This is a genomic window from Streptomyces albospinus (assembly GCF_014648695.1).
In the GTDB taxonomy this organism is placed as follows: domain Bacteria; phylum Actinomycetota; class Actinomycetes; order Streptomycetales; family Streptomycetaceae; genus Streptomyces; species Streptomyces albospinus.
In genome coordinates, this window is the sequence record NZ_BMRP01000005.1 from 139328 (window position 1) to 162480 (window position 23153).

Genomic DNA, 23153 nt, shown 5'->3' on the forward strand with positions numbered 1-23153 from the left:
GGGAATCCTGACGGTCTGCTGGGAATGTCGATGCACGGTCGGGTCTCCTGATCTGGGGGTGTCGATGACTCTGGCGGTGGTGCGCTCGCTCGGTGCTCCTCGGCAGTTGGAGACGCCCCAGGAGTGCGAGGACTTCGAGCAGGAGATCGTTGACCAGTACCTCCTCGCGGGCCGACCGTCGCCGACCTGCGGCACCTGCTGCACACCGACGTGCGCGACGGTCGCCTCTACCTCGGCGGGCGCGTCATCCTGCTCGCCGAACCGGTCCGAGTCCGCCTGGCCGCCTACCTCAACCTTCGGGCCCGCCGCTGGCCCACAACGGTCAACCCGCACCTGTTCATCAACTGGCAGACCGCCACCCACACCGGGCCGACCAGCAATGTCTGGGCCACCAACATCCTTGGCATCTCCGCCCAGGCGCTGCGCGAGGACCGCATCCTCGACGAGGTGCTGGCCACCGGCGACCTGCGCCGCGTGTGTGACCTGTTCGGTCTGTCCATCGCCGGCGCTGAACGCTATCTTGCCGCCCTCGACCCAAGCGGTATCACCCGTACTCCCAACGGCGAGCCCTGAGCGAGATGTGCCCCCTGTGCAGTCCCGTGACTGGCGCGGAGGGGGCAGTTGGACAGCCATGCACGGGATCCGGCCATGTTCCATCGGGGCGGGGGAGCGGGTGGCCCCGAACAATCTAGCCTCGCACTCGGTGTGACCATCCGACTTCCCTGCGTTGCAGGGCGCCGACACGTGAGGATGCAGCCTTCCATGAGCGATTCGAAGTTCGTCCAGGCGGACCCTGCCACCCAGCGGACCTACCAGCAGACCGGGTTCCACCCGGCGACCGCGGACAGCCAGTTGTCGTACACGTCCAACCGCGTCGCCAAACCCGTCTACAACACCTACGAGCCCGGCGGCTTCGAAGTGTCCGGCTACCTCACGGACTGGGCGCAGTACGACGGGCGGCTGCAGGAGGACCCGAATCCCGCCAACGCCGGACGGGGTGCGGACCTGGCACAGCTGCTCGCCAGCCCCACCGCCTACGACCGGGTCGTCGTGCAGTCGGCCGCGATCGTCGGCGACCGGGGCGAGAAGCAGCAGGTCATCGCCCGGGCCGCCGAGCAGTTCGGGCGCACGGCGGGTCAGGTGACGTTCATCGACCCGTGGGGGGACTGCCAGGCGTACACCAACTGCGGATTCGCCGGCTGGCGGGACATCCAGCTTCCCCGGGACTTCCAGCAGGAGAAAGTCCAGGGGCTGCTCGGTGGCCTGCGCGAGCTGGCCAAGCGCAGCACGGAGGCCGGCCGCACGCTGCAGGTCGCGTTCAACATCGGCGGCCCGGAGATGAGTGAAGCCTTCCATCGGGTGGCTCGGGACCGTCAGCAGCGGACCGTGTTCGTCGACAGCGTCGTGGACATTTTCAACCGGTTCCCCACGTTGTTCGACGAGGTGGACATCGACTGGGAGTACCCCGGCGTCGCGGGCGCGCGCGGTAGTGAGTACGGCGAGGAGGATCCGGCCAACTACGCCGCACTCATCGGGGAGCTGAGGCGGGCCCTGGATGTCGCCGGCCGCCGGGACGCGAAGATCGGTATCGCGCTGAGCAGCGACACGGCCGTACTGCGCACGATGAAGGTCAGCGCGCTCGTGGACGCCGGAGCGGACCGGCTGAACGTGATGACTTACGACTTCTTCGGCACGCCCTGGGCCGACGGCCTGGGGCACCACGCTGGTATCTATGGCACCCCCGGCAGTGAGTCGACCACGTCCTTGGAGGGCGCCGTCCAGTTCCTGCTGGAAGCGGGGATCGACTCCCGCAGCATCCACGTCGGGTGGGCGAGCTACGGCCGCAGCGCCCGCGGCGCGACCATGACCAGCATCTCCCCGCTCGCCGGCACCTGTGACAGCGAGGGGCGTGGGCTCACCCTGGGCACCTTCGAATCCGGTGTCGCCGAGTGGCCGGACATCATCACCAACTACCTCGACCTCGAAACCGGTCAAGGCCGCAACGGCTACACCCTCTACACCGACACAGTCGCCAACGCCGACTTCCTCTACAACCACGAATCCCGGGTCTTCATGTCCCTGGATACTCCACGCACTGTCAAGGCCAAGGCCGAATACGTCGTCCAGCACAACCTCGGCGGCATGTTCGCCTGGCAGGGCGACCTGGACAACGGCCTCCTCCTCAACGCCGCCCGCGAAGGACTCGGCCAGAAGCTCACCGAGCAGACCATCGCCATGGAGCCTCTCTACACCCCCGGCCCCGAAACAGCCTGACCACCCGCCTGCCGCCCCAGACACACGATGTCGACACGGGCGGCAGGCGCCCGCCGGACAACGGCAATTGCTCCTCCCGCGGTCCGGCCCATACGGGACCTCGCCAGCTTCACGCTGGCCCTGCGGCGCCCTCGCACCGCGGACTAAGCCCTCAGCAGGCTTGCTTCCCGTCAGTTCACGAACCGGGACCCTCAACGGGAACTCCCAGCGGTACCACCCCGCGAGTTCCCGACCGTAAGGCCGTCAGAATTCACGAACTCCCGGCTTATGTTGCTGGGGTCGAAGTCCGCGAGGACCGGCAGGTGGTCCGACGCCTGCTCGGCGGCCGGGCTGCGATGGGTGCGGTACGCCGTGAGCGCCGGGGCGACGGTGCGGCTGGCGAGGATCAGGTCGATGCGCCGCGGTCCCCATGGGTCGGGGTCCCCCTGGCCGTCCGCCCAATGCCCCACTGTCGGCTCCCACGGAGCGCCCAGGTGAGCAGCGGCATCGACCATGTAGTCCTTGCGCAGCAAGGTCTCGGTCTGCCGGCGGTCTGCCAGCTGCGTCGTGCCGATCGTGCCGGCCTGTACCTGGAACTCCAGATCGTCGTGGTCCATCTCGGTATACGGCTCGTCGTCGTAGTACCGGCGGCCCCCCTGACCGTCGTCGACCTCGGCCGCGGAGATCGAGTTGAGGTCCCCGAGTACGAAGCCGGGCTTGACGCCGCCTGTCGTACGGAAGGTGCCCTTCAGCCGGAGCGACTCGTTGTACCGGAAGTCGGGGCGGAAGGGGTCTCCGTGGTAGCTGGCCACGAGGATCGGCTCTTTGGCGCCGACGTCGAAACGGACTGTGGTGCAGCCGTGCCAGTAGTCGGGCGCACCGAACGGGCGGTACGACCCCTCGATCACTCCGACGGCGTTGGGATTCCACATCAACGCGGTCCACCATGGACGGTGCCAGTTCGCGGCCATGGCTGTGCCGTGCGGATGGCCGTCGCTGGCACCGACGGAGGCGCTCAGACCGCATTCGTCGGCCAGGTCCTGGATGAGGGAGGCGGCTTCATGCTCCCAGTCGTCGCGGCCGGTTACGTTCTCGTCGATGACGACTTCCTGAAGTGCGAGGATGTCCGGCGCTATCTCCTGGATGGCTGTGAGGCGCGCTGTCCAGGAACTGGTGCTTCGAGAGGCGGGGGTGAGCTTGTATGCGTTGAGATTGGCGATCCGGATGTTCTGCGGCACATTTCTCCTAAGTAGTGTTTGGCGGTTCATGAAGGACAGACGGGTACGGCTGCTGTGGTGGCGAGCTCGTTCGATCTCCCTGAATTAGAGATTGCAGCCGTCTGCGGCCGTTAGGTCAGCGATCATCGGGGCCAGTACGTGTGGGTAGAAGGCGAGCTGTGGCACCTACTTCTTGGCGACCACGTAAACGCTGCCCCACTGTCGTTTCGGATTGGCTATCTCGGCGTCGAAGTCCCACGGTTCCACAGTCCGGAATCCGGCCTCGGCGAATAGCTGTATCAGCTTCTCTTCGTCGTAAGCCCAGAGATGAGGCGTGTAGTTGGGGGTGTCGTCTTGGTCGCGGAAGGCGTAGTTGATCAGATCGAGGAAGGTGTTGATGTCGCCCAGGCAATCCCGCTTGCCGTACCACCGTTCCACCATCTCGGTAGCCAGCTCGGTGTTGGCGGGGTAATGCCTCAGGAGGAACGCGGCGTCGGGTACGCCCGTGACCAGCTCTCCGCCGTCGGTTAGCACGCGGTGCGCTTCGCGAGCGTAGTGCTTGACGGAGCGGGGGTAGTCGATGTGCTCCAGGAAGTGCTCGGAGAACATGAGCTGCACGCTGGCATCGTGCAGAGGGATGCCTTCACGGATGTCCCACAGGAGGTCGGCGGGCGGGACAGCGTCGATGTTGAAGAAGCCGTCGATCCTGTGGGTGCCGCCGCCGATCTGCACCTTCTCGGGCGTCGTGTCGATGCGGCCGTTCGGCCAGGCCATGCTGCTGGCCTGGTGGTAGCGGCTGATCTCGATCTGCTTGGTTGTGGCCCGCAGGGTGCGGGCGAGCCCGTGGCCGGTCGCGGGCTCCTGCAGGAGAGCAGCGATCTGCTCGCGGAGGAGGTCGAGCGAGGGCGCAGCGGAGTGCACGGTCATGTCGTCTCCTGACGGGGCCGGATCAGTTCGGTGAGGGTTCGGGGACTGACCATTTGTTGTTGCGCATCAGCGTGTACTTGATGTCCACGAGCCGGGGCGCGATGGTGAGGTCCAACTTCTCGACGGGGTGCACTCGGCCGGCCGAGTCCCGGACGGCCCGGTAAATGCTGTACTCCAGGTCGGGGTATGCCGGGTTGATGCCCACTTCCCCCTTGGGCATCGTGCCGTTGAACGGCGCGATGATGTCCATGTGGTTCCAGTAGTTCCACGCCTGGAGCGCCTTGTGCTGGTCGAAGTAGAAGTAAAAGTCCGGGTAGCGGCCGAAGGTCCGCAGTTCCCGGTGGATGAGGTGGCCGAGCAGCGGCCCCATCTGCGTAGCGAGGCTGTCGAACTCCCAGCGTGTGTGGCGCCAGGCTTCCGGTATCTGGCCGGGAGTGAAGAGGCGAGCGGCGACGAGATAGCTGATCCGGTCGCGGAGATAGGCGCGGGCGTGCGTGGGATCCACCGTGGTGTCAACGCTGGCCAGGAGTATGTCGAACCTGCTAGGTGCAGGGCGGAACTTGGCGAGGTCGAACCTGCCGGCCATGTCGGGGAAGGTGGTGAACAGCATGTCTTTGTAGAGCCAGTTGTTGAATTCGCCTCTCTCGGCGAGCTGCTGGCTGTGGTCGCTGGTGGAGTGGAGCATCAGGTACTCAGCCAGGGCCTCGAAGTACAGGTAGCCGAGGATCGGCAGGCGCGGGATCGTTTCGTCCAGCAGCTCGAGGAATGACGGGGCGGCGACCTCCGCGCCTTCGTAGACGATGGCCGCCGCGAGGGCGAGGAACGCGGTGCTGTTCTTGATGCGGCTGACGATCGTCTCGCGTAGCGCGGACCGCTCGGTGTTGGACAGCAGATATTCGAGGTCGCTGTAGATGCTGAGATGGATCGCGCCCAGGCGTAGGTAGTCCACGCCCGCCAGACCGCGGTACGCGCGACGGGGCCGAGTGATCTTGAAGATCAGCGGGGTCGGTGTACGGCCTGCGCCGCCCTTGGCCACGAACGCGGGGGCTTCCTTGTTGAGGACGTACTCGGCGAGGTTATGCATCCGGTAGCCGCTGCCGTGCACAGTCAGCGGTGCGCAGTAGATGCTGCCGACCAGGCACCCGCCCGACGGGTAGAGGAAGCCGTGCTGGCTGATCTCTTCCAGGGCGTGGGTGACGTGCAGCAGGTGCAGTGGCCCGTCTCCGTTGAGGGCGTCGAACAGGGCGTTCGTCCGCAGGAGCGCGCCGTGGGGGGTCTCCTCGGCCAGCCGGGATTCCCATCGGGCGGACTGCTCGGCGAGGGGACCGACTTGGTCGCGGGTGTCGGGTAACAGCGGGGTGTCGTAGAAGGCGTGCGCATCGGCCCACAGGTGGTACGCGTCGTGGGTGTCCATCAGGTGATTAACCCCCGCTGCTCCAGAGCTTTGAGTACGGCGTCCGCGCTGTCGATGCCCGCGAGGTGAGCGGCTTCGGAGGCCACCACGAGTTCGAACGCCGTGGGACGCAAGGATGTGAAAGCGGCGGCCCGTATGCGGGAGGGGTCCGGCCACCAGGAGAGCTTCGGGAGGCGGTAGCGGTCCAGGGCATCGGCGGCCTTGAGCAGGTCGGTGATGTGCCGGGTTCGTGCGTAGTCAGTGAGGTCGTCCGGGGCGAAGACGTCGTACGGCACGTCGTGCAGCCGCACGGCCGTCGCGACCGAGACGATGCGATGCGGGGTGGGCGCCATGTGGAAGTGCGCCCAGACCGTGTCGGCGTTGTCCGTCAGCCAGATTGCGGCGCGTGCCCCGTGCCCACGGTCGTCCTTGTCGTGGACTCGGCGGCAGTCGTGGACGGCTGCAGCGATGACGAGGGTGGCTGTGTCGTCCTCGTTCAGATCGTCGGCATCGGCGAGAAGCGCGGCCAGGGTGGCGGTGCGCATGGCGTGGCGAACGCCGTGCAGAGAGTCGGCGAGTTGAGGGTTCGCCATCCAGACGGTAGGAATGGCCGAGCGGTAGACGAGCCGCTGGGAGGTGGCCCGAAGCGCCGAAGTCACCGAGTCGGGGAAGTCCGGCCGGTTGGCCTCGATCCATCGCACGGTGGCGTGGTCGGTGAACTGGTGGTGCGGAAGCTGCTTGCGTGCAGCCAGCTCGACCAAGCTGTCGGCCGGCGGGGTGGTACTCATCGGGCCTACCCCCTCGGTGGGTCGGAACGGCGGATACCGATCAGGTCTGCGGTTCGATCTCCTCGAACGACAGTTGATCCTTGCGGGCCTGCTCGACAGACTCGAACGCCGCGGTGAAGTCGGCCAGCTCCTGCTCGGTCATCAGCGTCACGCCCAGGTCCTGGGCTGCGGTGCTGATGCGGGCAGCGGCCTCCTCGCGGGCCGTGTCGCTGGCGTCGTCGTCCAGCAGCACTTCGAACTCGGCGTGGTGGCCCCACGCCTCGCTCCACTTCACGGCGATCTCTACGCCCCGGAAGCGGTAGTTGTGCCGCTGGTTGTCTGCCTGGTGCATGTGCGGCTCGAAGCCAAGGGCGTTGAAGACGGCCACAGCCGCAGGGACGTCCTCGCGGGCGATGGGGAACTCTGTCTCCGGGAAGGCCGCACCCTGGCCGATCTTGCTGTGCTTGAGGGTGATCTTGGCCGTGCCGGCGGCGGTGTTGTCCGTGACCTTGAGCAGCTTGTCGGGCAGGACGTAGAAATAGATGTGCTTGTCGTCGCGGCCCAGGTCAGTGGCTTCGCCCTCCAGGCGGGCGGTGAGCCGGTCGTGGGTCTCTTTGTCGTACCGGGCGCGCATTTCGATCTCGATGGGCAACGGCTTGGTCCCTTCTTCGGGCATGGGTGGTCCGCCCGAACCCGCTCAGGCGGGGGCCTGGCTGGTCTGGTTGGTGGGCGGTATGCAGTTGTGGCCGACGGCGGTGCGGTCAGCGTGCGGACGCGATCCGCACCGCCGTATCAGGGCGCGCGTGCGTCAGCCGAGGTCGCCGAAGCGGCTGTGCACGACGCCTTCATGCAGGTAGTTCGGCAGGTCGACGCCTCCGACGGAGGTGCGCTGCGTGGCCACCTGCTCCTCGGTCTCGGCGGGGAAGCCTTCGAGGAGCTGGAGGGTCTGCTTCACCCACTCGCGGGATTTCTCCCAGTCGCCGACGTCGCGGTGCCGGACGGCCAGCGCGTAGGCCGTCTCCGCCGCAGCCCATCGGTCGGTCGCCAGCTCCTGCTGGAAAACCGACTCCAGTTCCTGGACGGACGCGACACGGGTCTGGTTGGTCATGGTGCCCTTTCTGCTAACGGTGTGCCCCAGTGGTGCTCAACGCTTCGACGCCCCCGTGGTGACGTCGTCCGCCTCAGCAGGCGAAGATCTCCGCGAGCGTGCGGTAGTCGTGCAGCTCGTCCTTGTCAAACCACAGTTCCACCTCCTGCTTGGCCTCCTCCTTGTTGCCGCTGGCGTGCACGAGGTTCGCCACGGCCTTGCCGGAGGCCACACTGGCGGCCTTGCCGTAGTGCGAGAAGTCGCCCCGGATCGTCCCGGCCGGAGCCTCGTTCGGGTACGTGCTGCCCACGAGCTTGCGCACCGTGGCGATCGCGTCGAAGCCTTCGAGCACCAGGGCGATGACCGGCCCCTGCTGCATGAATGCGGAGGTGAAGTCGTAGACCTCCTTGCCCAGGCGATCTTCGAGATCGAAGTAGTGGCGCCGGGTGAACTCGGCGTCCATCTGCTTCATCTTCACCCCCACGATCTTCAGTGCCGCTTCCTCGAACCGGGTGATGACCTTGCCGGCGAAGCCACGAACGAGGGCATCGGGCTTGAGCAGCACAAGCGTGCGCTCGACGGTCTGGCTCTGCTCCTGGGACATGGTTCCCTTTCATCTGCCACGCGGGTGATATGACGGTCGCTCAGCGCGTCAGTGACTGAGGTTACCCGCGCTGGATCAGCCGATAGCGCCTGGCAGTTGGGCTACCGATGGCGGTGCTGGGCACCCTCCCGATACGGACATTCGATAGTCGAAAAGTGATGCCCAGGCACGGGTCGGGCGCGGACCGCCTGCCGCCCGTGGCGGCCGGAGCGCGGCCCTCGTCCCGGGCGGCGACTCTCGGTCACTTCCAGACCGTATTTCGATCTTCCAACTCGCCGATTCCTTAAGGGATCTGAACTAGCATGCTTGGGCGGCTGCACCGCTCGGACATTTGTGCGAGAGGGTGGGTTCAGTCTGGGGCGGCACGTCTTAGAGTCAACCGGTGTTCGGCTCCCTTCGCCATGAAGCGACAGTGCAACTAGCCTGCAGTTGAGCCGCATTGACCATGCACGTTGTCGATCGGATGCGTGAGGGCTGCAATGGAAGTAGTGGACGTCTGGACCGGTCATCTCGCCTGCACACTCCAATCCGCTCTCCGCATGACCAATGAGTCGTTCGCTAACCGCTTGGGCATCTCTTCACGAACCGTCGCTACCTGGCACTCTGACCCCGATGTCATCCCTCGCCGTGAGATGCAACAGCTACTGGACTCCGTCCACGAGGGCGCACCGGGATCTGTCCGCAAACGCTTCGCGTTGATGACGGCGGACGCAGGCCAAGCGGAGGCCGCAGCCACGAAGCCCAAAGCCCAGGTCCTGCGCGTCGCCATCGCTGTCGTCGTCCGCGCTGACGACGTTCTGCTGGTCTGTCGCCGTGCCGACGATGCGTCCGGGATCACCTGGCAGTTCCCCGCGGGCGTCATCAAACCCGGCGTCCGGCCTGAGACCGCGACCATCCGCGAGACGCTGGACGAGACCGGTGTGCACTGCGCCATCCGCCAGAGCCTCGGTGAGCGGCTCCACCCGGTGACTGGGGTGCACTGCGTGTACTTCCTGTGCGAGTACCTCGCCGGGGAAGCGACGAACAGCGATGCCGTGGAGAACGTGGACGTGACGTGGGCAGCCAAGAATGCAGTCACCCGCTTCATACCCGCCGACAGTATTTACCCGCCGATCCTGGAAGCACTGGAGGAAGACGCATGACTGAGCGGACGGTAGTGGAGCGGCCGGGTATCTCCGCCGCGATCGTGGTCCACGAGAACCGTGTCCTGATGGTGCGGCGCAGGATCTCCGAGGGCCAGCTGTCTTGGCAGTTCCCCGCCGGCGAGATCGAAGACGGGGAGACTTCCGAGCAGGCGGCGGTACGCGAGACGCATGAAGAGGTCGGCCTGACGGTGACCGCGGTCAAGGCCCTCGGCGGACGGGTGCACCCCAAGAGCGGAAGGAACATGTCCTACACCGCCTGCACGGTCACCTCCGGCACCGCCTTTGTGGCCGACAAGGACGAGTTGGCCGAGCTGAAGTGGGTTGCGCTTGCCGACATCCCGGAACTCGTCCCGTACGGCCTCTTCGAGCCGGTACAGGCCCATCTCGACAGCGTGCTGAGCTAGCTGTCCGTCGTCCCGCTGAGCGACCGGCTCACGGCGAGCCTCGACGCGCAGGCCACAGAGCGGTGCCGCGCCGGTCGACGACCAAGGTGGTCTGCGCGTCACCGTCACCGAAGACATCGGCGAGAAGCTACCGAGGGACGGTCATGCTGACGCTCCGGTGAGCGGCGAAGCGCCCTTGTCAGCTGACTGGCGACTATAGATGGACACATGGTGCGTACTGGTCGCGGTAAACGGGGAGCCCTCCCAGTCGGCGGCCCGCCGTTCCAGACGCAGCCCGGCGAGCTGCGCCATCAGGTCCAGCTCAGCGGGATAGGCATAACGCATGACGTTCGGCAGCAGACGATAGCCATCCGGGCCGACATGTACTTCCTGGGCCCGGACGATCTGGTGCACGGGGTTGTGGACGAACGCGGACCATTGCAGGTGTTCCTCACCTATTTCGCGGACGATCATCTGCTGGCGCTCGGAGGCCAAGCCCGATGTCTGCGGGACCGCCGCTTCAACAACGAACCGCCCCTGGGGACTGAGGTGCCTGGCCACGCTGCGGAAGCAGCTGACCTGATCCTCTTGTGTGGTGAGGAAGAAGAGCGTGCTCGCTATCACGTAGACGAGCGGGTAGTGCGTACCGAGGTCGAACCGAGCCATGTTGCCGATCCGCGCCTGGACAAGCGAGCGCCCCCCTGGCGTCTGCTCTTGGCGTGCTTCGAGACAGCTGATCATCTTCTGGGAGGCGTCAAGGCCGAAGACGGGCGTCCCCCGCTCGGCCAGCGGGAAGGCGACGCGGCCGGTTCCGATGCCCAGCTCCAGGGCTGCGCCGTCTCCGGCGAGGTCAGCGAGGGCAGCAGCGGCGCGGCTCGGGTCCTGGTTACGCGTGTCCTCGTCGTAGTACGGCGCCCACTGATCCCAGCGGGCGGCTTGCTGCTGCAGGTCTTCCATGATCTCCCCTGTGGTTCTCGGCCAGTTTCTGTGCGGTGCGCGTGGGTCCCAGTTGCGTGGAGCTGCGCGAGTACGCCGTCGGCGAGCAGGGACTCAGCTTCGACTGCGGCGCGGAGGCGGGGCTCGGTTTCTTGTCTTCTCAGGGTGCGGGAACGGGCACTCCGGTGAGGTATTCGGAGTGGTGCTTGAGCGTGGTCGCCAGTTCAGGGTGGCCACCGCGGTCGGCGAGGCGGGTGCGCTGGTTCGGGCGGGAAGTCTGCGGTGCGGTGCCTTGAGGTCACGGGGCGACCAGGCGCAGGGTGCGGATCGGGGTAAGGGCGAGGCGTAGGGGCGGCAATACGAGCAGGCAGGCCCCGAGGGACAGGGTGGTGTGCAGGCCCAAGGTGGTTCCGGCGTAGCCCGCGAGGAGGGCGGCGAAGGGGCGCAGCCCGAACGCCGTCCACTGGCCGGTCGCCTGCATGCGGCCTTGCATATCGGGCGCGCAGGCGCGCTGGCGGACGGTGCGCTGGGTCAGGCCGTGCGTGACCGCGCCGAAGAGCTGGGCGAACAGGCCGCATCCGATGCCGAGTTGTCCGGCGATCCCGGGGCCGGCGAGCAGGAGGGGCAGTTGGCTGGCGGGCGCGAGAGTCAGTGCGGTGATCATGACAGGGCCTGCTCCGTAGCGTGAGGTGAGACGGGGCGTGGTGAGGGAGGCGAGGAAGCCTCCGCTCGCCCCGATGCTCATCACCACGGCGAACGTCTCCGGTGACCAGTGCAGTTCGCGGAGCAGGTAGACGACCCAGATGGCGCTGGTGCCGGCGAGGACGGTGGAGACGATCGCGTTCGTGGTCACGAGCGGGCCGATGACGGGATGGCGCCAGGTGTAGGCGATGCCGGCCCGGATCTCACCACGCAGGCTCCGTTGCGCGGTGGGCCGCTCGGGCACGGTCTCGGGGCTGCGGATGAGCAGGGTGCACCAGGCAGTGACGAGGTAGGAGACCGCATCGGCGGCGACCGCTCGGGCAGCGCCGATCACACCGATGAGCGCTCCGGCGAGGGCCGGGCCGCCGATGTCGGCCAGCGTGTTGGCGCTGGCCAGTTTGGCGTTGGCCTCCATGAGCCGATGGGGCAGCAGGAGATGGGGGATGTACGACAGGCTCGCAGCCATGCCCACCACGTGGCAGGAGCCGACCACGAACGCCGCGACCCACAGCTGTAGCAGGGTCAGCCTGCCGTGAGAGGCGGCCAGCGGGATCGAAGCCATCGCTGCCGCGCAGATCAGGCTCGTTGCCATCATCAAGGGCCGTTTGCGGACGCGGTCGCACCAGGCACCGGCCGGCAGCGAGAACAGCAGGGGCGGCGTCTTCTGCACGGCCGCGAGGACGGCGGCCTCCCATGTCGTTGCGTGCAGGTTCACGACCGCGACCAAGGGGATGGCGACCGAGCTGAGAGAAGAGCCCAGCACATCGGCGGCCTGCCCTGTCCAGTAGAGGCGGAAGTCGCGGTGGCGCCACAGACTCGACTCTGCGCCAGCGGTCACAGGTCGTCCGCCGTTGTCGCTGCCGGTGTGCCCCCGTGGGCGAAGGGGGTGAAGTGCGCGGGTGCGTGGTCGATGGGCAGGTCGGGCCGCCACGCGGTGAGGATCTGGGCGCTGCACACGAAGAGGCCATCGGGAAGCTGATCGAGAGTGTGCCAGGCCCACTCCCCGACGCTCTCGTCCGGTTGCGTGGCCGGCTGCCCTCGCCAGGCGCGGACCAGCGCGCCGACGGTGACCCGAAGGACGCCGTCAACGTGGTCGACGAGCGTGCCCAGGAGCCGGACGTCGCCGGGAAGGGCGATCAGGCCGGTCTCCTCGCCGACTTCGCGGACCACTGCGGCTTCGAAGGACTCCCCGGTCTCGACGGTGCCGCCCGGCAGTTCGAGAGTGCCGCGACGATGGCGGCCCAGCAAGATTCCCCTATCGCTGACGAGGATGGCTCCGACACCGACGGCCGCGTGCGCCACCGGCGGCCTGGTGCTGCGGGGGCGGCTGGACACGCGTGCCGACCGGTCGGGCAGCCGGCGGGCACGGATGAGCTGCTGGACGACCGCTGCGCTCTCGTCGGGGTGATGCAGTAGGTCGATGGCCTCGACCCGGAAGCCGTACTCCGTGAGCAGGTCCTCCCACAACTGCGGTGCCAGGACCCACATCTGGGTCGGCAGCGGCGGGTCGTCGCGCAGCAGGATCATCTGCTCGCGCGGGGCCACCTCCGTCGACGGGCCACGGCCGTGCAAGTCGGTGTGCAGGAGCGAGAGGATCAGCGGCGCGCCGGGACGCAGTCCATCGCGCACCGCCGGCAGCGCGCGGTGCGGGTCAATGAACGCCAGCGTGCCGATGGCGTACGCGGCGTCGAACGGCTCGGTTCCGGCGAGGTACTCGGCCACGTCTCCCCGGGCGAACTGCACACCCGGAACGTCTGCGTGGGTGGAGGCAGCGCGTTCGTGCTGGGTCGGGGACAGCTCGATGCCGGTGACGCGAGCGCCGTGCGCCTGCGCGAGATGGACGGCGTGGTGGCCGGCCCCGGAACCGATGTCCAGGACACGGAGGCCGGTGAGGTCACCTAGAACTTCCGCTCCCGGGCCGACCCCCTCCCAGGGCCCCCAGAACATCCGGTCGGGAATGGGCGGCGCGTAGGCGCGGGCCAGCTGGCGCCGACCGTAGACCTGCCAGGCTTGAGTGTTGATGTCCTCGACGGACACGGTGCCTCCTCTGCGGGCGATTTGGATCAGGTGTGCGTAATGAAGTAGGTGGGCCCCTCGCCTCGCCGGGCTCGCTCGATGGCGTCGAGACGGGCGAAGGCGCGCGGCGCCATCAACTCCTGCCAGCCGGTCATGTCGTGGACGGCCCACATGTCGTGCTCGGCGGGATCGAGGCGGATGCACCGGAGCTGGTCCGCGGTCAACCGGCCTCCGTCGAAGATGAGACCCATTTTGTTCAGCGGCATACGCGGACCGGCGTGCAGGAAGTGCGTCATGAGCAGCCACGGCGTCTCCAGGCCGAGTTGGAGTCCGGTCTCTTCGACCGTCTCCCGGAGGGCGGTCTGGAGTGGGTCCTCTCCTGGGGTGTCGAGGTTGCCGCCGGGGAACTGCCAGCCCCGCGAGCCGTAGACCGAGCGCAGCTGTACCGGCCGGTCGTGCTCGTCGCGGACGTACAGGCAGCCGTAGACCGTGTGGTGGGGGACGGTCTGCGCGTACTGCGAGGGCGTCATCGGCATGGGGCGGCCGGGCCGGGCAGGCCGGTGGTCGAACTCGAAGGCTAGGGTGCCGAGCGCTTCCTTGGCCTGCGGGTAGATGCCGCGGAGGTTGCGTAGGAGGTCCTCACGCGATCCGTCCGGGTCGATACAGGTGGCATCCTCCGCGCTGAGTAGGTCCTCGAACGAGGCGTACGGAGTGATCCGCTTCACGATGATGTCGAGTTCCCGGCCGCTGTCCCGGTCGTGGAAGACGACGGCGTCCCCCGCCTCGACGGCCGCCTTCTCGGGGGTGGCGACGCGGACCTCGATCGTCTTGCGTCCCGACTCCACCTGCCCGTAGTAGCGGCCCATGAGGCGGAAGCGGTGCTGGCGCTGTGGCGCGGCCTTCTCCTCTTCGTGTGTGCTCGACGGCATGCCCGGCCCTTCGGCGTTGCTGCGGTCCTCTTCGTCCTGGGTGGTGAACATGTGTGAACGCACCCTTCTCGCTGGTGGTTCGACGGCAGGGCTGTGGATCCGCTGAGAGTGCTGCCCAGGCCGGTCGTTCGAAGCAGCTCCCGTCAGGACCAGCCCATGGGGACGTAGAAGGTGCCGTTGGAGATGGCGTCCAAGGCGACGCGTGTGTACTCGACGATGGGCTCGGGCAGGGCATCGAGGGGCCACCAGCGCCACTCGGTGCAGCGCTCGGGTTCGCGCACGACCGGCTCGCCCTCCCAGCGGGAGGGGGCGAAGAACAGCCCCATGCGCGGGATCGTGCTCCCGGGGTCGAGCAGGTCTAGGACGTGGACGAGCGACAGGTCGCTCTCCGGGATGCGGAGTCCGGTTTCTTCCTCCGTTTCCCGGACCATGCAGGTGACGGCGGATTCCAGGTCTTCTCGATGGCCGGCGGGAAGGTGCCAGGTCGAGTGAGCGAATGCACTGTCAGGGTGGCGCTTGCCCAGGAGAACGGCCCCGTCGCGGATGAGAACGAGGTGGGCGCCGATGACGCTGCGGCTGCGGTGGTCGCGCGGCTCGCGGACTTCCACCACGGGGAGCGTCGTGTCCTGGCGCTTCCTGTGGTGGTCCGCGTGGTGATGGGCGTGCAGGACCGCGGCGGTGCCAGGGTCCATGGTCATCTCGTCGATTTCCTCGATGCGCGTCCAGCGAAGCTGGATGCCCTCGTGAAGTTCGATCTCGTGCGCTGGGGTGTTCAGTGTGCCGCGGTAGACGCGCACGCGGTCCTTGAAGGTTCCGCTCGCGTCCAGGGTGTCCAGCGTGACAAAGCCGGTCAGGTCGGGGATGGCGAGCCCGATCTCCTCGTCGAGTTCCCGGGCGATGGCTTCGGCGCAGGTCTCGCCCTTCTCGGTGTTGCCGCCGAGCAGGGCCCAGTGTCCGGGGCGCCAGATCGGTTTGTTCGCCGAGCGAAGGTGGAGCAGGTAGCGGCCGTCGTCGTCGGTGAGCAGGGCCGCAGTGCCGGGGATCGTCGGCCAGTCGATCGCGACGCGGGTGTGCTTCTTGACGAATACGTGCGCAGCGCCGGGCGAGGGCGCGGGGGCGTTGGTGTCCAGTGGGTGGATGGTGATGTGCGGGCAGAGGGCGGCGCGGTGGTTGCGCTGCCAGTGCTGGACCTGGTCGGCCATCTCCTTGGCGGCCAGGTGGCCGTGGGGCCCGTAGCCGTGGACGACGAACTCGTACAGGCCGTTGCCGTCGTCTCCGTCGCCGATGCGCTCGGTGGCCAGCCGCGCGAGGGAGGCGCCGCGGACGATCGCAGCGCCGGGCCAGTGCTGGGGCGGCGGGTTCAGGATCCCGTTGTTGCCGTCGGGGTCGACCGAGAGGCGGCAGAAGCCGGGCAGGGCGCCGGCCAGGTAGAGGGTGAGGGCGTCGAAGGGTTCCTGGCCGCCGACGGTGACGTGGGTGTGCGCCACCGTCGGTTCGCGGGTGAAGGCGGGGGCGAGTTGGTCGACGGGCAGTGGGGTGCCGTCCTCCCAGGACAGGCGGACGCCGGTGCCGGGGACGGTGCGCCGGTTCGGGTTCCAGGCGCCGTCGCCCTGCATGGCGACGAAGCCGCAGACGATGAGCGGCTCGTCGCTGTGCAGGGCCCCGTCGCGCTTGGTGAAGCCGATGGCCCAGTGGTATCCGTGCAGACGGAGTGGCGCGACGAGGCGTCCGCCGTCGGCGAGGGCGTCGATCCAGGGCAGGTCCCAGGTGTCGACGGTGACGAGGATGGCGTCGAAGCCGCCTTCGGGAACGATGTCGGCGGGCAGGTGTTCGGCGTCCGCGGTGACCACTTGGACGTGGTCGTATCCGGTCTGGGCCAGGAAGCGGGTGGCACCGTCGGTGACGACCGGGTCGATGTCCAGGGTGGTGATGGTGCCGGTGGGGCTGACGAGTTCTGCGATGAGGGCGGCGTTGTAGCCGCCGGAGCCGATCTCCAGGACCCGGTGGCCGGCGCGGATGCGGGCGGCTTCGAGCATGTTGGCCTGCAACCAGGGAGCGGAGACCGAGCTGGTGGCCTGTCCCTCGCTGTTCTTGCGTACGCCCACGATGTCGTTGGCATAGGCGTCGGCCCATTCGGCCTCGGGCACGAATCGGTGGCGCGGGACTTTCCGGAAGGCGGACTCGACGGCCGGCGTGTGGATCCAGTGGTCGGCGAGCAGCTGGTCGACGAGAGCGGTACGCAGCTGATCGGGGCTGGAGACGGCGGGCTTGTCGGTCGTGGAAGCGGAGGTCACGGGGCTCCTCGGGGCGATGCGTTCAGTTCGATTCGGCGGCGGCTGGTTGAGTGGGTCCGGGCACGGCGCGCGCAGGGAGATGCTCGTACTGCTCGGCTTGGAGCCGGTACATCTGCGCGTAGCGGCTGGGGGGCTCGGCAGCGAACAGCTCGGTGTGACTGCCCTGTTCGATCAGATGGCCCTCGTGCATGACGAAGATGCGGTCGACGTGCCGGACCGCGGCCATGCGGTGGGTGACGAGGACGATAATGCGGTCGGGCCCGGCGAGACCGAGGATCTGATCGAAGGCCCGTTGCTCGGCATCCGGGTCGAGGGCAGCGGTCGGCTCATCCACGATGATCATGCAGGCGTCGCGGAAGTGGGCACGAGCTAAGCCGATCTTCTGCCACTGGCCGCCGCTCAAGTCGCTGCCGCCGCGAAACTGCTTGCCCAGCAGGGTGTCCATCCCCCGGGGCAGTGCCGCGATGTCACCGTCCGCGCCGGCATACACGGCAGAGGCGTGCAGCTCCTCGGCGGTGGCCGCACGTTCGGGCTCGCCGATGCGGATGTTCGCCGCCGCGGTGAACGGCCAGCGCTCGAACGTCTGGGTGAGCAGGCTGACGTGGCCGAACAACTGGCGTCGATCAGCCTCGGCGACGTCGACGTCGTCCCAGCGGATCTGGCCGCCCTCGCCAGGTAGGTGGAGACCAGAGAGCAGTCGGACCAGCGTCGACTTCCCACTCCCGTTGGGCCCCACCAGGGCGATGACGCTGCCCAACGGGATGCTGAACGAGACGTCCTTGACCGCGGGTTCGTCGCGGCCGGGGTAGCGGAAGGAGACGTGGTCCAGGTGAATCGAGCGGGGCCGCTCGGGAAGGGGGAGGCCGCCTTGCGGAATGGCACGCTCCTGGGACTTGACGAGGAAATCGGCCAGGTCGTGTACGTACAGGGATTGTTCGTGCAACTGGCTCATCGTGTGCACGAGAGCGCCGATGCCCGCGGAGCCGGAGTTGAGGGCCATGACAGCGGTTCCGAAGGCGGCGACGCTCATATGGCCGGTGAGGCACAGGCTGATCATCAGTGTGAAGGTCAGCAGGTAGCCGACGCCCTGCAGGGCCGAGGCGGCCAGTTCGGTGCGGGCCTTGTCCTTGGCCAGGCGTTCCTGCTCGCTTTCCGCGGTGTGCGACATGGTTTTGAAGTGACGCAGCAGATAGGCGCCCACGCCGTGGACGCGCACCTCCAGTGCAGCGGTGACGGAGGTGAGGAGATTGGACAGCACCCGACTGGCGCGCAGGTGCTCGATCCAGGTCATGGTCGAGAGGTAGCGCTGCTGGGCCACCCGCATGACGCCCCAGCCGCGCGGGGCCACAATCAGGATGAGCATGGGCAACAAGGCCGGGTTGAGCGTCAGCAGTACCCCGCCGGAGGCGACCAGCGAGAGCACGCTGTTGATGGCCGCGACGCTGGAGCCGATCATGTGCCGGGCTTCGTTGGCTCCGTATTGGGCCCGGTCGATCAGCTCCCGAAATGCCCCGTCCTCGATAGCCTCCATTTCGACGCGCTCACAGGCGGCCAGGTACTGCTCGGAGGCGGCGCGTTCGACCTTGGGCTCGAGACTTCCTGCGGCCGAGGTGGACCAGGAAGCCAGGAGGGCGTTGACGCTGTTGATCACGACAAGCATGACGCCCGCGGGTAGTGCGTGGCGCAGGCCGCGGACATCGGTGCCCGCCGCAAGGATGGCGTGCAGGGCGGCGTTGAGGGCGAGCAGTTTGACCGCGGCGGCGATGCCCTGGCCGACCTCCGTCACGCCGACGGTGATCAGGGAGCGTCGGTCGGTGCGCCATGCGAGAGCGATGGTGCGCCCGACAAGTCCGGGCAGAGACTTCAGGGCGCCCCACAAGGTGAGGTCGAGGCGGGCGTACTCGTGTGTGCTCCAGCCCATGTCGTATCGCAACGGACCGCCGAACAGCTCCAGTTCGGAGGCGGAGACCTTGGGCTCAGTCAGCCGAGGGCGGCGCAGCATCTTCACGCAACACCGCCTGTCGCGGCCGGCTCGGCCGTGATGACGGCGTACATCGTTCCCTCGACGAAGTGGCGAAGTACGCCCTGTGTGTATGGGTGGCAGTCTCGGGGCGGGTCGCCTGGCTCGGCCCAGAGCAACTCCGAGTGCTTGTCGGGCTCGTTGTTGGTCGGGGTCCCCTCCCAGGCGCGGGTTACCCAGGCCGCCCCGAGGCGCCGAGCCCCGTCTGCAGCAACGAACTGGAAGAGTCCACAGAACTCGGCGTCACGAGGGTTGATCCAGATCCCCAGCTCTTCCTCCGCCTCCCGGATCGCCCCTTCCAGAGGGGATTCGCCATCTTCCAAGTGGCCGCCTACGACTGTGAGTTGGCCCGGCGCGTACTGATCATGCGCCCGTCGGAGTAGCGGCATGCGTCCGTCGTCGCGGTACGGGAGCATGAGTACATCGACGATGCTGGTGTACCGGTCCGTCACGCGAGAGCCTCCTCGGGTGTCCCTCCGGTGCGACCGGGTACCAGGACGCGCCGGGGTTCGGGCCTGGCCACTTCCCATGCCGACGCGGCGCCCGGAGCGCAGATGGGCGCACACGGATGAGGGGGACAGGCTCCAGGAGGGGGTCCAAGGTGCACGGGCACGGGGATTTCGAGCATGGTGTGCGCGCCAAGTGCGATCTTGTGGCGGGGCATACGGCCTCCTCGGTGTGCGTGCTTCTCGGACAGGTGCTCGGAATAACGGGCCGCGAGGCCAGTCGTTCGGGGCACGAGAGAGGTATTTCTTGGAACACATGTGCTATTCCATTGGTTTGGTCAGGTACACCCGCGTCCGTCGGAAGGCGAACCGCGCGTTCGTCACGCGTGTGGGGGCGGCGCCGCTTCGCCGCTGTGTCGGAGGTTGCGGACGGAAGGGGTGATGGCCCATCAGGCGGGGCGGGGTGGTGCTGCCGTCGGGGTCAGCCGAGCGGCATCGGGGGCGGGAGTCGTGGGTGTGATGTGGTGGGGTGGGAGAGCATTGCGGCGGCGCGGGCGAGGTCCTCTGGTGTGTCGACGGCGATGCCGTTGTCGGACACGGGCAGCATCTGAACTCGGTGGCCGTGCTCGATGAACCGAAGCATCTCGACGCCCTCTGCCCGTTCGAGTGGGCCCTGAGGAAGCTGCCGGAAGTGTTCAAGAGCTTCGCGAGTGAAGCCGTAGAGACCGAGCTGTCGCAGGAAGGACGGCCAGCTGCTGCGCGGATAGGGGATCGGTTGCCGCGAGAACATCAAAGCCCGGCTGTCGGCGCCGACGACAACCTTGACGACGTTGTGGTCGAGGACGGCTGCTGTGTCGCGCAACTCGGCGTACGCATTGACGGCCGCGGTCCCGAAGTCGAGGACGGCGAGTGTCTCGGACACGGCGTCGATGGCTGACGGCTCGATGAAGGGCTCGTCGCCCTGGACGTTGATGTACGCCTCGGCCGGCAGGCGCTCGGCGACCTCCGCGACGCGATCGGTGCCGGTGAGGTGCTCTCCGGTACGGATGCACTCGATGCCCAGTTGGCGACACGCCGCTTCGATGCGTTCGTCGTCGGTCGCCACGACGGCTCCGTCGAGACGTTTGGCCTCCAGGCAGCGCTGGTGGACGTGCCAGAGCAGCGGCTTGTCGCCGAGGACGGCCAGTGGTTTGCCGGGGAAGCGCGAAGCGCCCCAGCGGCAGGGTATGACGGCGACGTGCCGGCGCGGTGCGGCGCCGGGAATTAGAGCTGTGGTGGCGGCCACGGCGTCCTCCTGGTGATCGGGTAGGGGCGGGACTTCAGGGCAGCAGAGCGAGCTTGGAGCGGACGGTGGGCGAGGCGGCGCTCGTGAACGGCCGCCATTCGTAGCCGTCGACCTCTTTGTTCTGGAGGGTCACCGGGTGCTCTGCGCCGAGAAGGAACACCCAGCGGAAGTCCACGTGGTGGTGGGTCGGCTCGTCCTTCGAGGGGTTCGCGTCGATGGTGTGCACGTCAATGTCGAGGGGAACGTCCTCGAAGCCGGAAAGGGGAACAACGGCGTTGGGCGGGATGCCGGCCCCCTCGTGCAGTTCGCGCAAGGCGGCGTCGCGCAGGTGCCCGTCATCCGGTTCGTTGTGGCCGCCGGGCGCCAGCAGTTTCCCGGACGCCCTGTGCACGATGTGCAGCACGTGCCGGGCGCCGTTGATGACGATGGCGCTGCATGTCACGTGGGCAGGGAACGTCTTGCGGTTCGTGGGGTCGTCCGCGTCGGTGAGCGCGGCGAACAGCACGGTGAGGGAGTCACGTTCGTCCGGGTGGCAGGCGAGGTATGCCTCGGTGACGAAGCGGATGTGGTCGACGGAGGGAGGCACTGGGGTCACCTTTCGAAGTGGTGGAGCCAGGTCCTGGCGATGGCGTCGCGGTCGGCCGCCGACATCTCGTGCAGTCCGTGCTGGAAGCGGGTGTGGCTCAGCGCGGCGGTGGCGGCGAGTATCTCGGCCTGGACGAGGTGGATGTACGCGCCGACGGCGGCACCGTGCACGAAGTTCACGGCACCGCCGTCGGCGAGCACGTAGAAGTAGTGGCCGGTGACCTCGTATCGCGTCAACTGGGCGCTGACGGGGCTGCGCTGGTAGAGGTCGTGGAGGCTGCCGAGTTCGAGTTCGTCCTCGGATGAGGTCACCGATCCGAGGTAGGCGCCATTGCGCAAGGCGGCGAAGTCTCCGTGTCGGAGGGCGAGATTGCCGGTGGCGCATAGGACGAGGTCCGCGTCGTGCACAGCCTCGGTGGTGGAGGTGCTGGTGCGGAAGCCGAGGGAGTGTGCCTGTACTCGCTTGACCGGATCGCTGTCGTACACGGTGACGCGCAGGTCCTGGGCGCGCAGGGTCTGGGCGATGGCCCGGCCGATCTTGCCGAAGCCGATGACGCAGGCGTTACGGCTGGTGAGGATGTCCCCGCGGGCGCGGACGAGGGCGTCGGTGGAGAACACGATCGACCGGCCGACGAGGTGGTCTTCGCAGTCCTTGAGCGGGGAGCGGGCCACGGACACGACGGGGCACGGCAGGGAGTCGAGCGCTTCGTACCGATGGTGTCCATTCTCGGTGTCCTCGACGACGCCGAGGATGCGGCCGGAGAACTTGCTCACGAGGGTGTCGAGGCTCGCCGCGAAGTAGCCGCCGATGTCCACCAGGACGACGTCCTGGCCACTGGCTGTGTCCTCCAGGTAGTGCAGCGCCTGGGTCTTGTCGGCGAACCGCTCCCGGGTGAGGTCGTGGACCGGGAGGGTGCGGCGGACAGCGTCGAGGGTCGGCTGGTGGATCGACCGGGGCTTGGGCAGCACGGCGCCGACCGTGCTCACTGCGGTCATGGCGCGCAAGAACGCAGGCCGCTCGGGGAGCAGATGCGTGATGACCAGCGTCGTGATCGCCTCGCCCGCGGGGAACTGCACGGTGATCTGCCGGAAGAAGGCGTCCAGCCGCGCTCGCTCGGGACTTTCCATTACCTCTCCTCTCGGGCTCCGGGTCGCGGGGCTATGCGGCTCGGCTGTAGTTGGGGAGTTGGGCGGCCAGGGCCTGCATGTGGGCACGCAGCCCGTTGTGGAGGTCGACTCGCGGCTGCCAGCCGAGGACCTGTCGGGCACGGCTGGGGTCGGCACGGGTGAGGAGGACGTCACCGTTGCGGGCGTGGTCCTGCTGGAGCTGGATGTCGCGGCCGGTGAGGCTGGTGGCGATGTTGATCACCTCCAGCAGCGAGGCGTTCGACCCGCCGCCCACGTTGATCGCACCGTTCGCAGTCGGCACGACGGCGGCGGCGATCGTGGCGGCGACCACGTCGTCGATGTAGGTGAAGTCGCGTCGCTGGTGGCCGTCTCCGTACAGGCGGAGAGGCTGTCCGGTCAGGGCGGCCTGCAGGGCGCGGTGGGTGAACATGTCGGCGCGCTGGCGGGGGCCGTAGACGGTGAAGTACCGCAGGGCGACGACGCTGGGGCCGATGGGGCGCTCGGCGTAGGCGAGGCAGAGCTGTTCCTCGGCCAGTTTGGTCACGGCGTACGGGGAGGCGGGCTTCGGACGGTCGGCCTCGACGCTCGCGCCGCCGTCGGTCGGACCGTAGACGCTGGAGGAGGAGGCGACGACCAGTCGCGGGACGCCGATGCGGGTGCAGGCTTCCAGGACCCGGTGGGTGGCCAGCACGTTGGACGCGACATAGTCGCCGAACTGCGGGCCCCAGGAAGGCCGTACGCCGGGAATTCCGGCGAGGTGGAAGACCGCGTCCGCGTCGATCAGGAGAGGGTCGATCGCGCAGTGGAGGAGGTCGGCGGTGACGTGGTGGTATCCCGGGAGCCCCCGCAGGGCGGCGAGGTTGGCGCCGGCCGTCGGTTCGGTGATCGGGTCTCGGCGGTCCACGCCGATCACGGTGGTGCCGGCCTGGACGAGGGCGTGTGCGAGGTGGGAGCCGATGAATCCGGCGGAGCCGGTCACCACGGCCCGACGGGGGGCAGCGGTGACCGGGGGCTGCTCGTGCTGCGGCACGGGAAT

General features: G+C 67.9%; 22 protein-coding genes. 4 read left to right on the forward strand and 18 right to left on the reverse strand.

From position 1 onward, the window contains the following. Positions 1-210: 210 nt before the first annotated feature. Both IEZ17_RS09960 and IEZ17_RS09965 read left to right on the forward strand, forming a co-directional pair. Complete coding sequence (locus IEZ17_RS09960; protein WP_189298627.1) at positions 211-573, forward strand: hypothetical protein; 363 nt, start codon at positions 211-213, stop codon at positions 571-573. 189 nt (positions 574-762) lie between these two features. Beyond that, positions 763-2274, forward strand: coding sequence for a glycosyl hydrolase family 18 protein (locus tag IEZ17_RS09965; RefSeq protein ID WP_189298629.1), 1512 nt, complete (start codon positions 763-765; stop codon positions 2272-2274). 191 nt (positions 2275-2465) lie between these two features. On the opposite strand, the gene IEZ17_RS09970 is transcribed toward IEZ17_RS09965, so the two are convergent. The 7 genes from IEZ17_RS09970 to IEZ17_RS10000 form a co-directional block, all read right to left on the reverse strand. Then, a complete protein-coding gene (locus tag IEZ17_RS09970) occupies positions 2466-3491 on the reverse strand; it encodes an endonuclease/exonuclease/phosphatase family protein (protein WP_229852116.1) in 1026 nt (341 codons plus the stop codon). Positions 3492-3656: 165 nt separating this feature from the next. Then, positions 3657-4397, reverse strand: coding sequence for a class I SAM-dependent methyltransferase (locus IEZ17_RS09975; protein WP_189298633.1), 741 nt, complete (start codon positions 4395-4397; stop codon positions 3657-3659). Between the two features lie 22 nt (positions 4398-4419). After that, on the reverse strand, positions 4420-5811 hold the full coding sequence (locus tag IEZ17_RS09980) for a hypothetical protein (RefSeq protein WP_189298635.1): 1392 nt from the start codon (positions 5809-5811) through the stop codon (positions 4420-4422). After that, on the reverse strand, positions 5811-6578 hold the full coding sequence (locus IEZ17_RS09985; protein ID WP_189298637.1) for a hypothetical protein: 768 nt from the start codon (positions 6576-6578) through the stop codon (positions 5811-5813). The genes IEZ17_RS09980 and IEZ17_RS09985 overlap by 1 nt, the downstream gene beginning before the upstream one ends. Positions 6579-6618: 40 nt before the next feature. Then, positions 6619-7209, reverse strand: coding sequence for a CYTH domain-containing protein (locus IEZ17_RS09990; RefSeq protein ID WP_189298857.1), 591 nt, complete (start codon positions 7207-7209; stop codon positions 6619-6621). 156 nt (positions 7210-7365) lie between these two features. After that, complete coding sequence (locus IEZ17_RS09995) at positions 7366-7665, reverse strand: hypothetical protein (protein ID WP_189298639.1); 300 nt, start codon at positions 7663-7665, stop codon at positions 7366-7368. Between the two features lie 73 nt (positions 7666-7738). Beyond that, positions 7739-8248, reverse strand: coding sequence for a nucleoside-diphosphate kinase (locus tag IEZ17_RS10000; RefSeq protein WP_189298641.1), 510 nt, complete (start codon positions 8246-8248; stop codon positions 7739-7741). Positions 8249-8727: 479 nt separating this feature from the next. Here IEZ17_RS10000 and IEZ17_RS10005 point away from each other — a divergent pair, with 479 nt between their 5' ends. Beyond that, entirely contained in the window at positions 8728-9390 is a 663-nt protein-coding gene (locus IEZ17_RS10005; protein WP_189298643.1) for an NUDIX hydrolase, read from the forward strand. Then, a complete protein-coding gene (locus IEZ17_RS10010) occupies positions 9387-9797 on the forward strand; it encodes an NUDIX hydrolase (protein WP_189298645.1) in 411 nt (136 codons plus the stop codon). The genes IEZ17_RS10005 and IEZ17_RS10010 overlap by 4 nt, the downstream gene beginning before the upstream one ends. Before the next feature lie 141 nt (positions 9798-9938). Here IEZ17_RS10010 and IEZ17_RS10015 read toward each other — a convergent pair whose 3' ends face one another. The 11 genes from IEZ17_RS10015 to IEZ17_RS10065 all read right to left on the reverse strand — a co-directional run bounded on the left by IEZ17_RS10015 (position 9939) and on the right by IEZ17_RS10065 (position 23147). Next, entirely contained in the window at positions 9939-10733 is a 795-nt protein-coding gene (locus IEZ17_RS10015; protein ID WP_189298647.1) for a class I SAM-dependent DNA methyltransferase, read from the reverse strand. Positions 10734-11010: 277 nt separating this feature from the next. Beyond that, positions 11011-12252 carry an MFS transporter gene (locus IEZ17_RS10020; protein ID WP_189298649.1) on the reverse strand — a complete coding sequence of 414 codons (1242 nt, stop codon included), beginning with the start codon at positions 12250-12252 and terminating at the stop codon, positions 11011-11013. Next, positions 12249-13451, reverse strand: a complete 1203-nt coding sequence (locus tag IEZ17_RS44150; protein ID WP_189298651.1) for a bifunctional class I SAM-dependent methyltransferase/NUDIX hydrolase — start codon at positions 13449-13451, stop codon at positions 12249-12251. Before IEZ17_RS44150 ends, IEZ17_RS10020 begins: the two co-directional genes overlap by 4 nt. Positions 13452-13477: 26 nt before the next feature. Continuing rightward, on the reverse strand, positions 13478-14410 hold the full coding sequence (locus IEZ17_RS10030) for an NUDIX domain-containing protein (RefSeq protein ID WP_229852117.1): 933 nt from the start codon (positions 14408-14410) through the stop codon (positions 13478-13480). A gap of 92 nt (positions 14411-14502) precedes the next feature. Next, positions 14503-16653 (reverse strand): methyltransferase, FxLD system, encoded by a 2151-nt coding sequence (gene fxlM, locus IEZ17_RS10035; protein WP_189298652.1) that lies wholly within the window; start codon positions 16651-16653, stop codon positions 14503-14505. A 22-nt stretch (positions 16654-16675) separates the two neighbouring features. Then, complete coding sequence (locus IEZ17_RS10040; protein ID WP_229852135.1) at positions 16676-18655, reverse strand: ABC transporter ATP-binding protein; 1980 nt, start codon at positions 18653-18655, stop codon at positions 16676-16678. A gap of 2 nt (positions 18656-18657) precedes the next feature. Next, the gene (locus tag IEZ17_RS10045) at positions 18658-19125 is read right to left on the reverse strand and encodes an NUDIX domain-containing protein (RefSeq protein WP_189298656.1); all 468 of its coding nucleotides are present in this window, start codon (positions 19123-19125) and stop codon (positions 18658-18660) included. 475 nt (positions 19126-19600) lie between these two features. After that, positions 19601-20404 (reverse strand): 3-deoxy-manno-octulosonate cytidylyltransferase, encoded by an 804-nt coding sequence (locus IEZ17_RS10050; RefSeq protein ID WP_189298658.1) that lies wholly within the window; start codon positions 20402-20404, stop codon positions 19601-19603. A gap of 34 nt (positions 20405-20438) precedes the next feature. Continuing rightward, entirely contained in the window at positions 20439-20990 is a 552-nt protein-coding gene (locus IEZ17_RS10055) for an NUDIX hydrolase (RefSeq protein WP_229852118.1), read from the reverse strand. A gap of 5 nt (positions 20991-20995) precedes the next feature. Next, entirely contained in the window at positions 20996-22117 is a 1122-nt protein-coding gene (locus IEZ17_RS10060) for an adenosylhomocysteinase (RefSeq protein WP_189298662.1), read from the reverse strand. Positions 22118-22148: 31 nt separating this feature from the next. Beyond that, complete coding sequence (locus IEZ17_RS10065; protein WP_229852119.1) at positions 22149-23147, reverse strand: NAD-dependent epimerase/dehydratase family protein; 999 nt, start codon at positions 23145-23147, stop codon at positions 22149-22151. Positions 23148-23153: the final 6 nt, after the last annotated feature.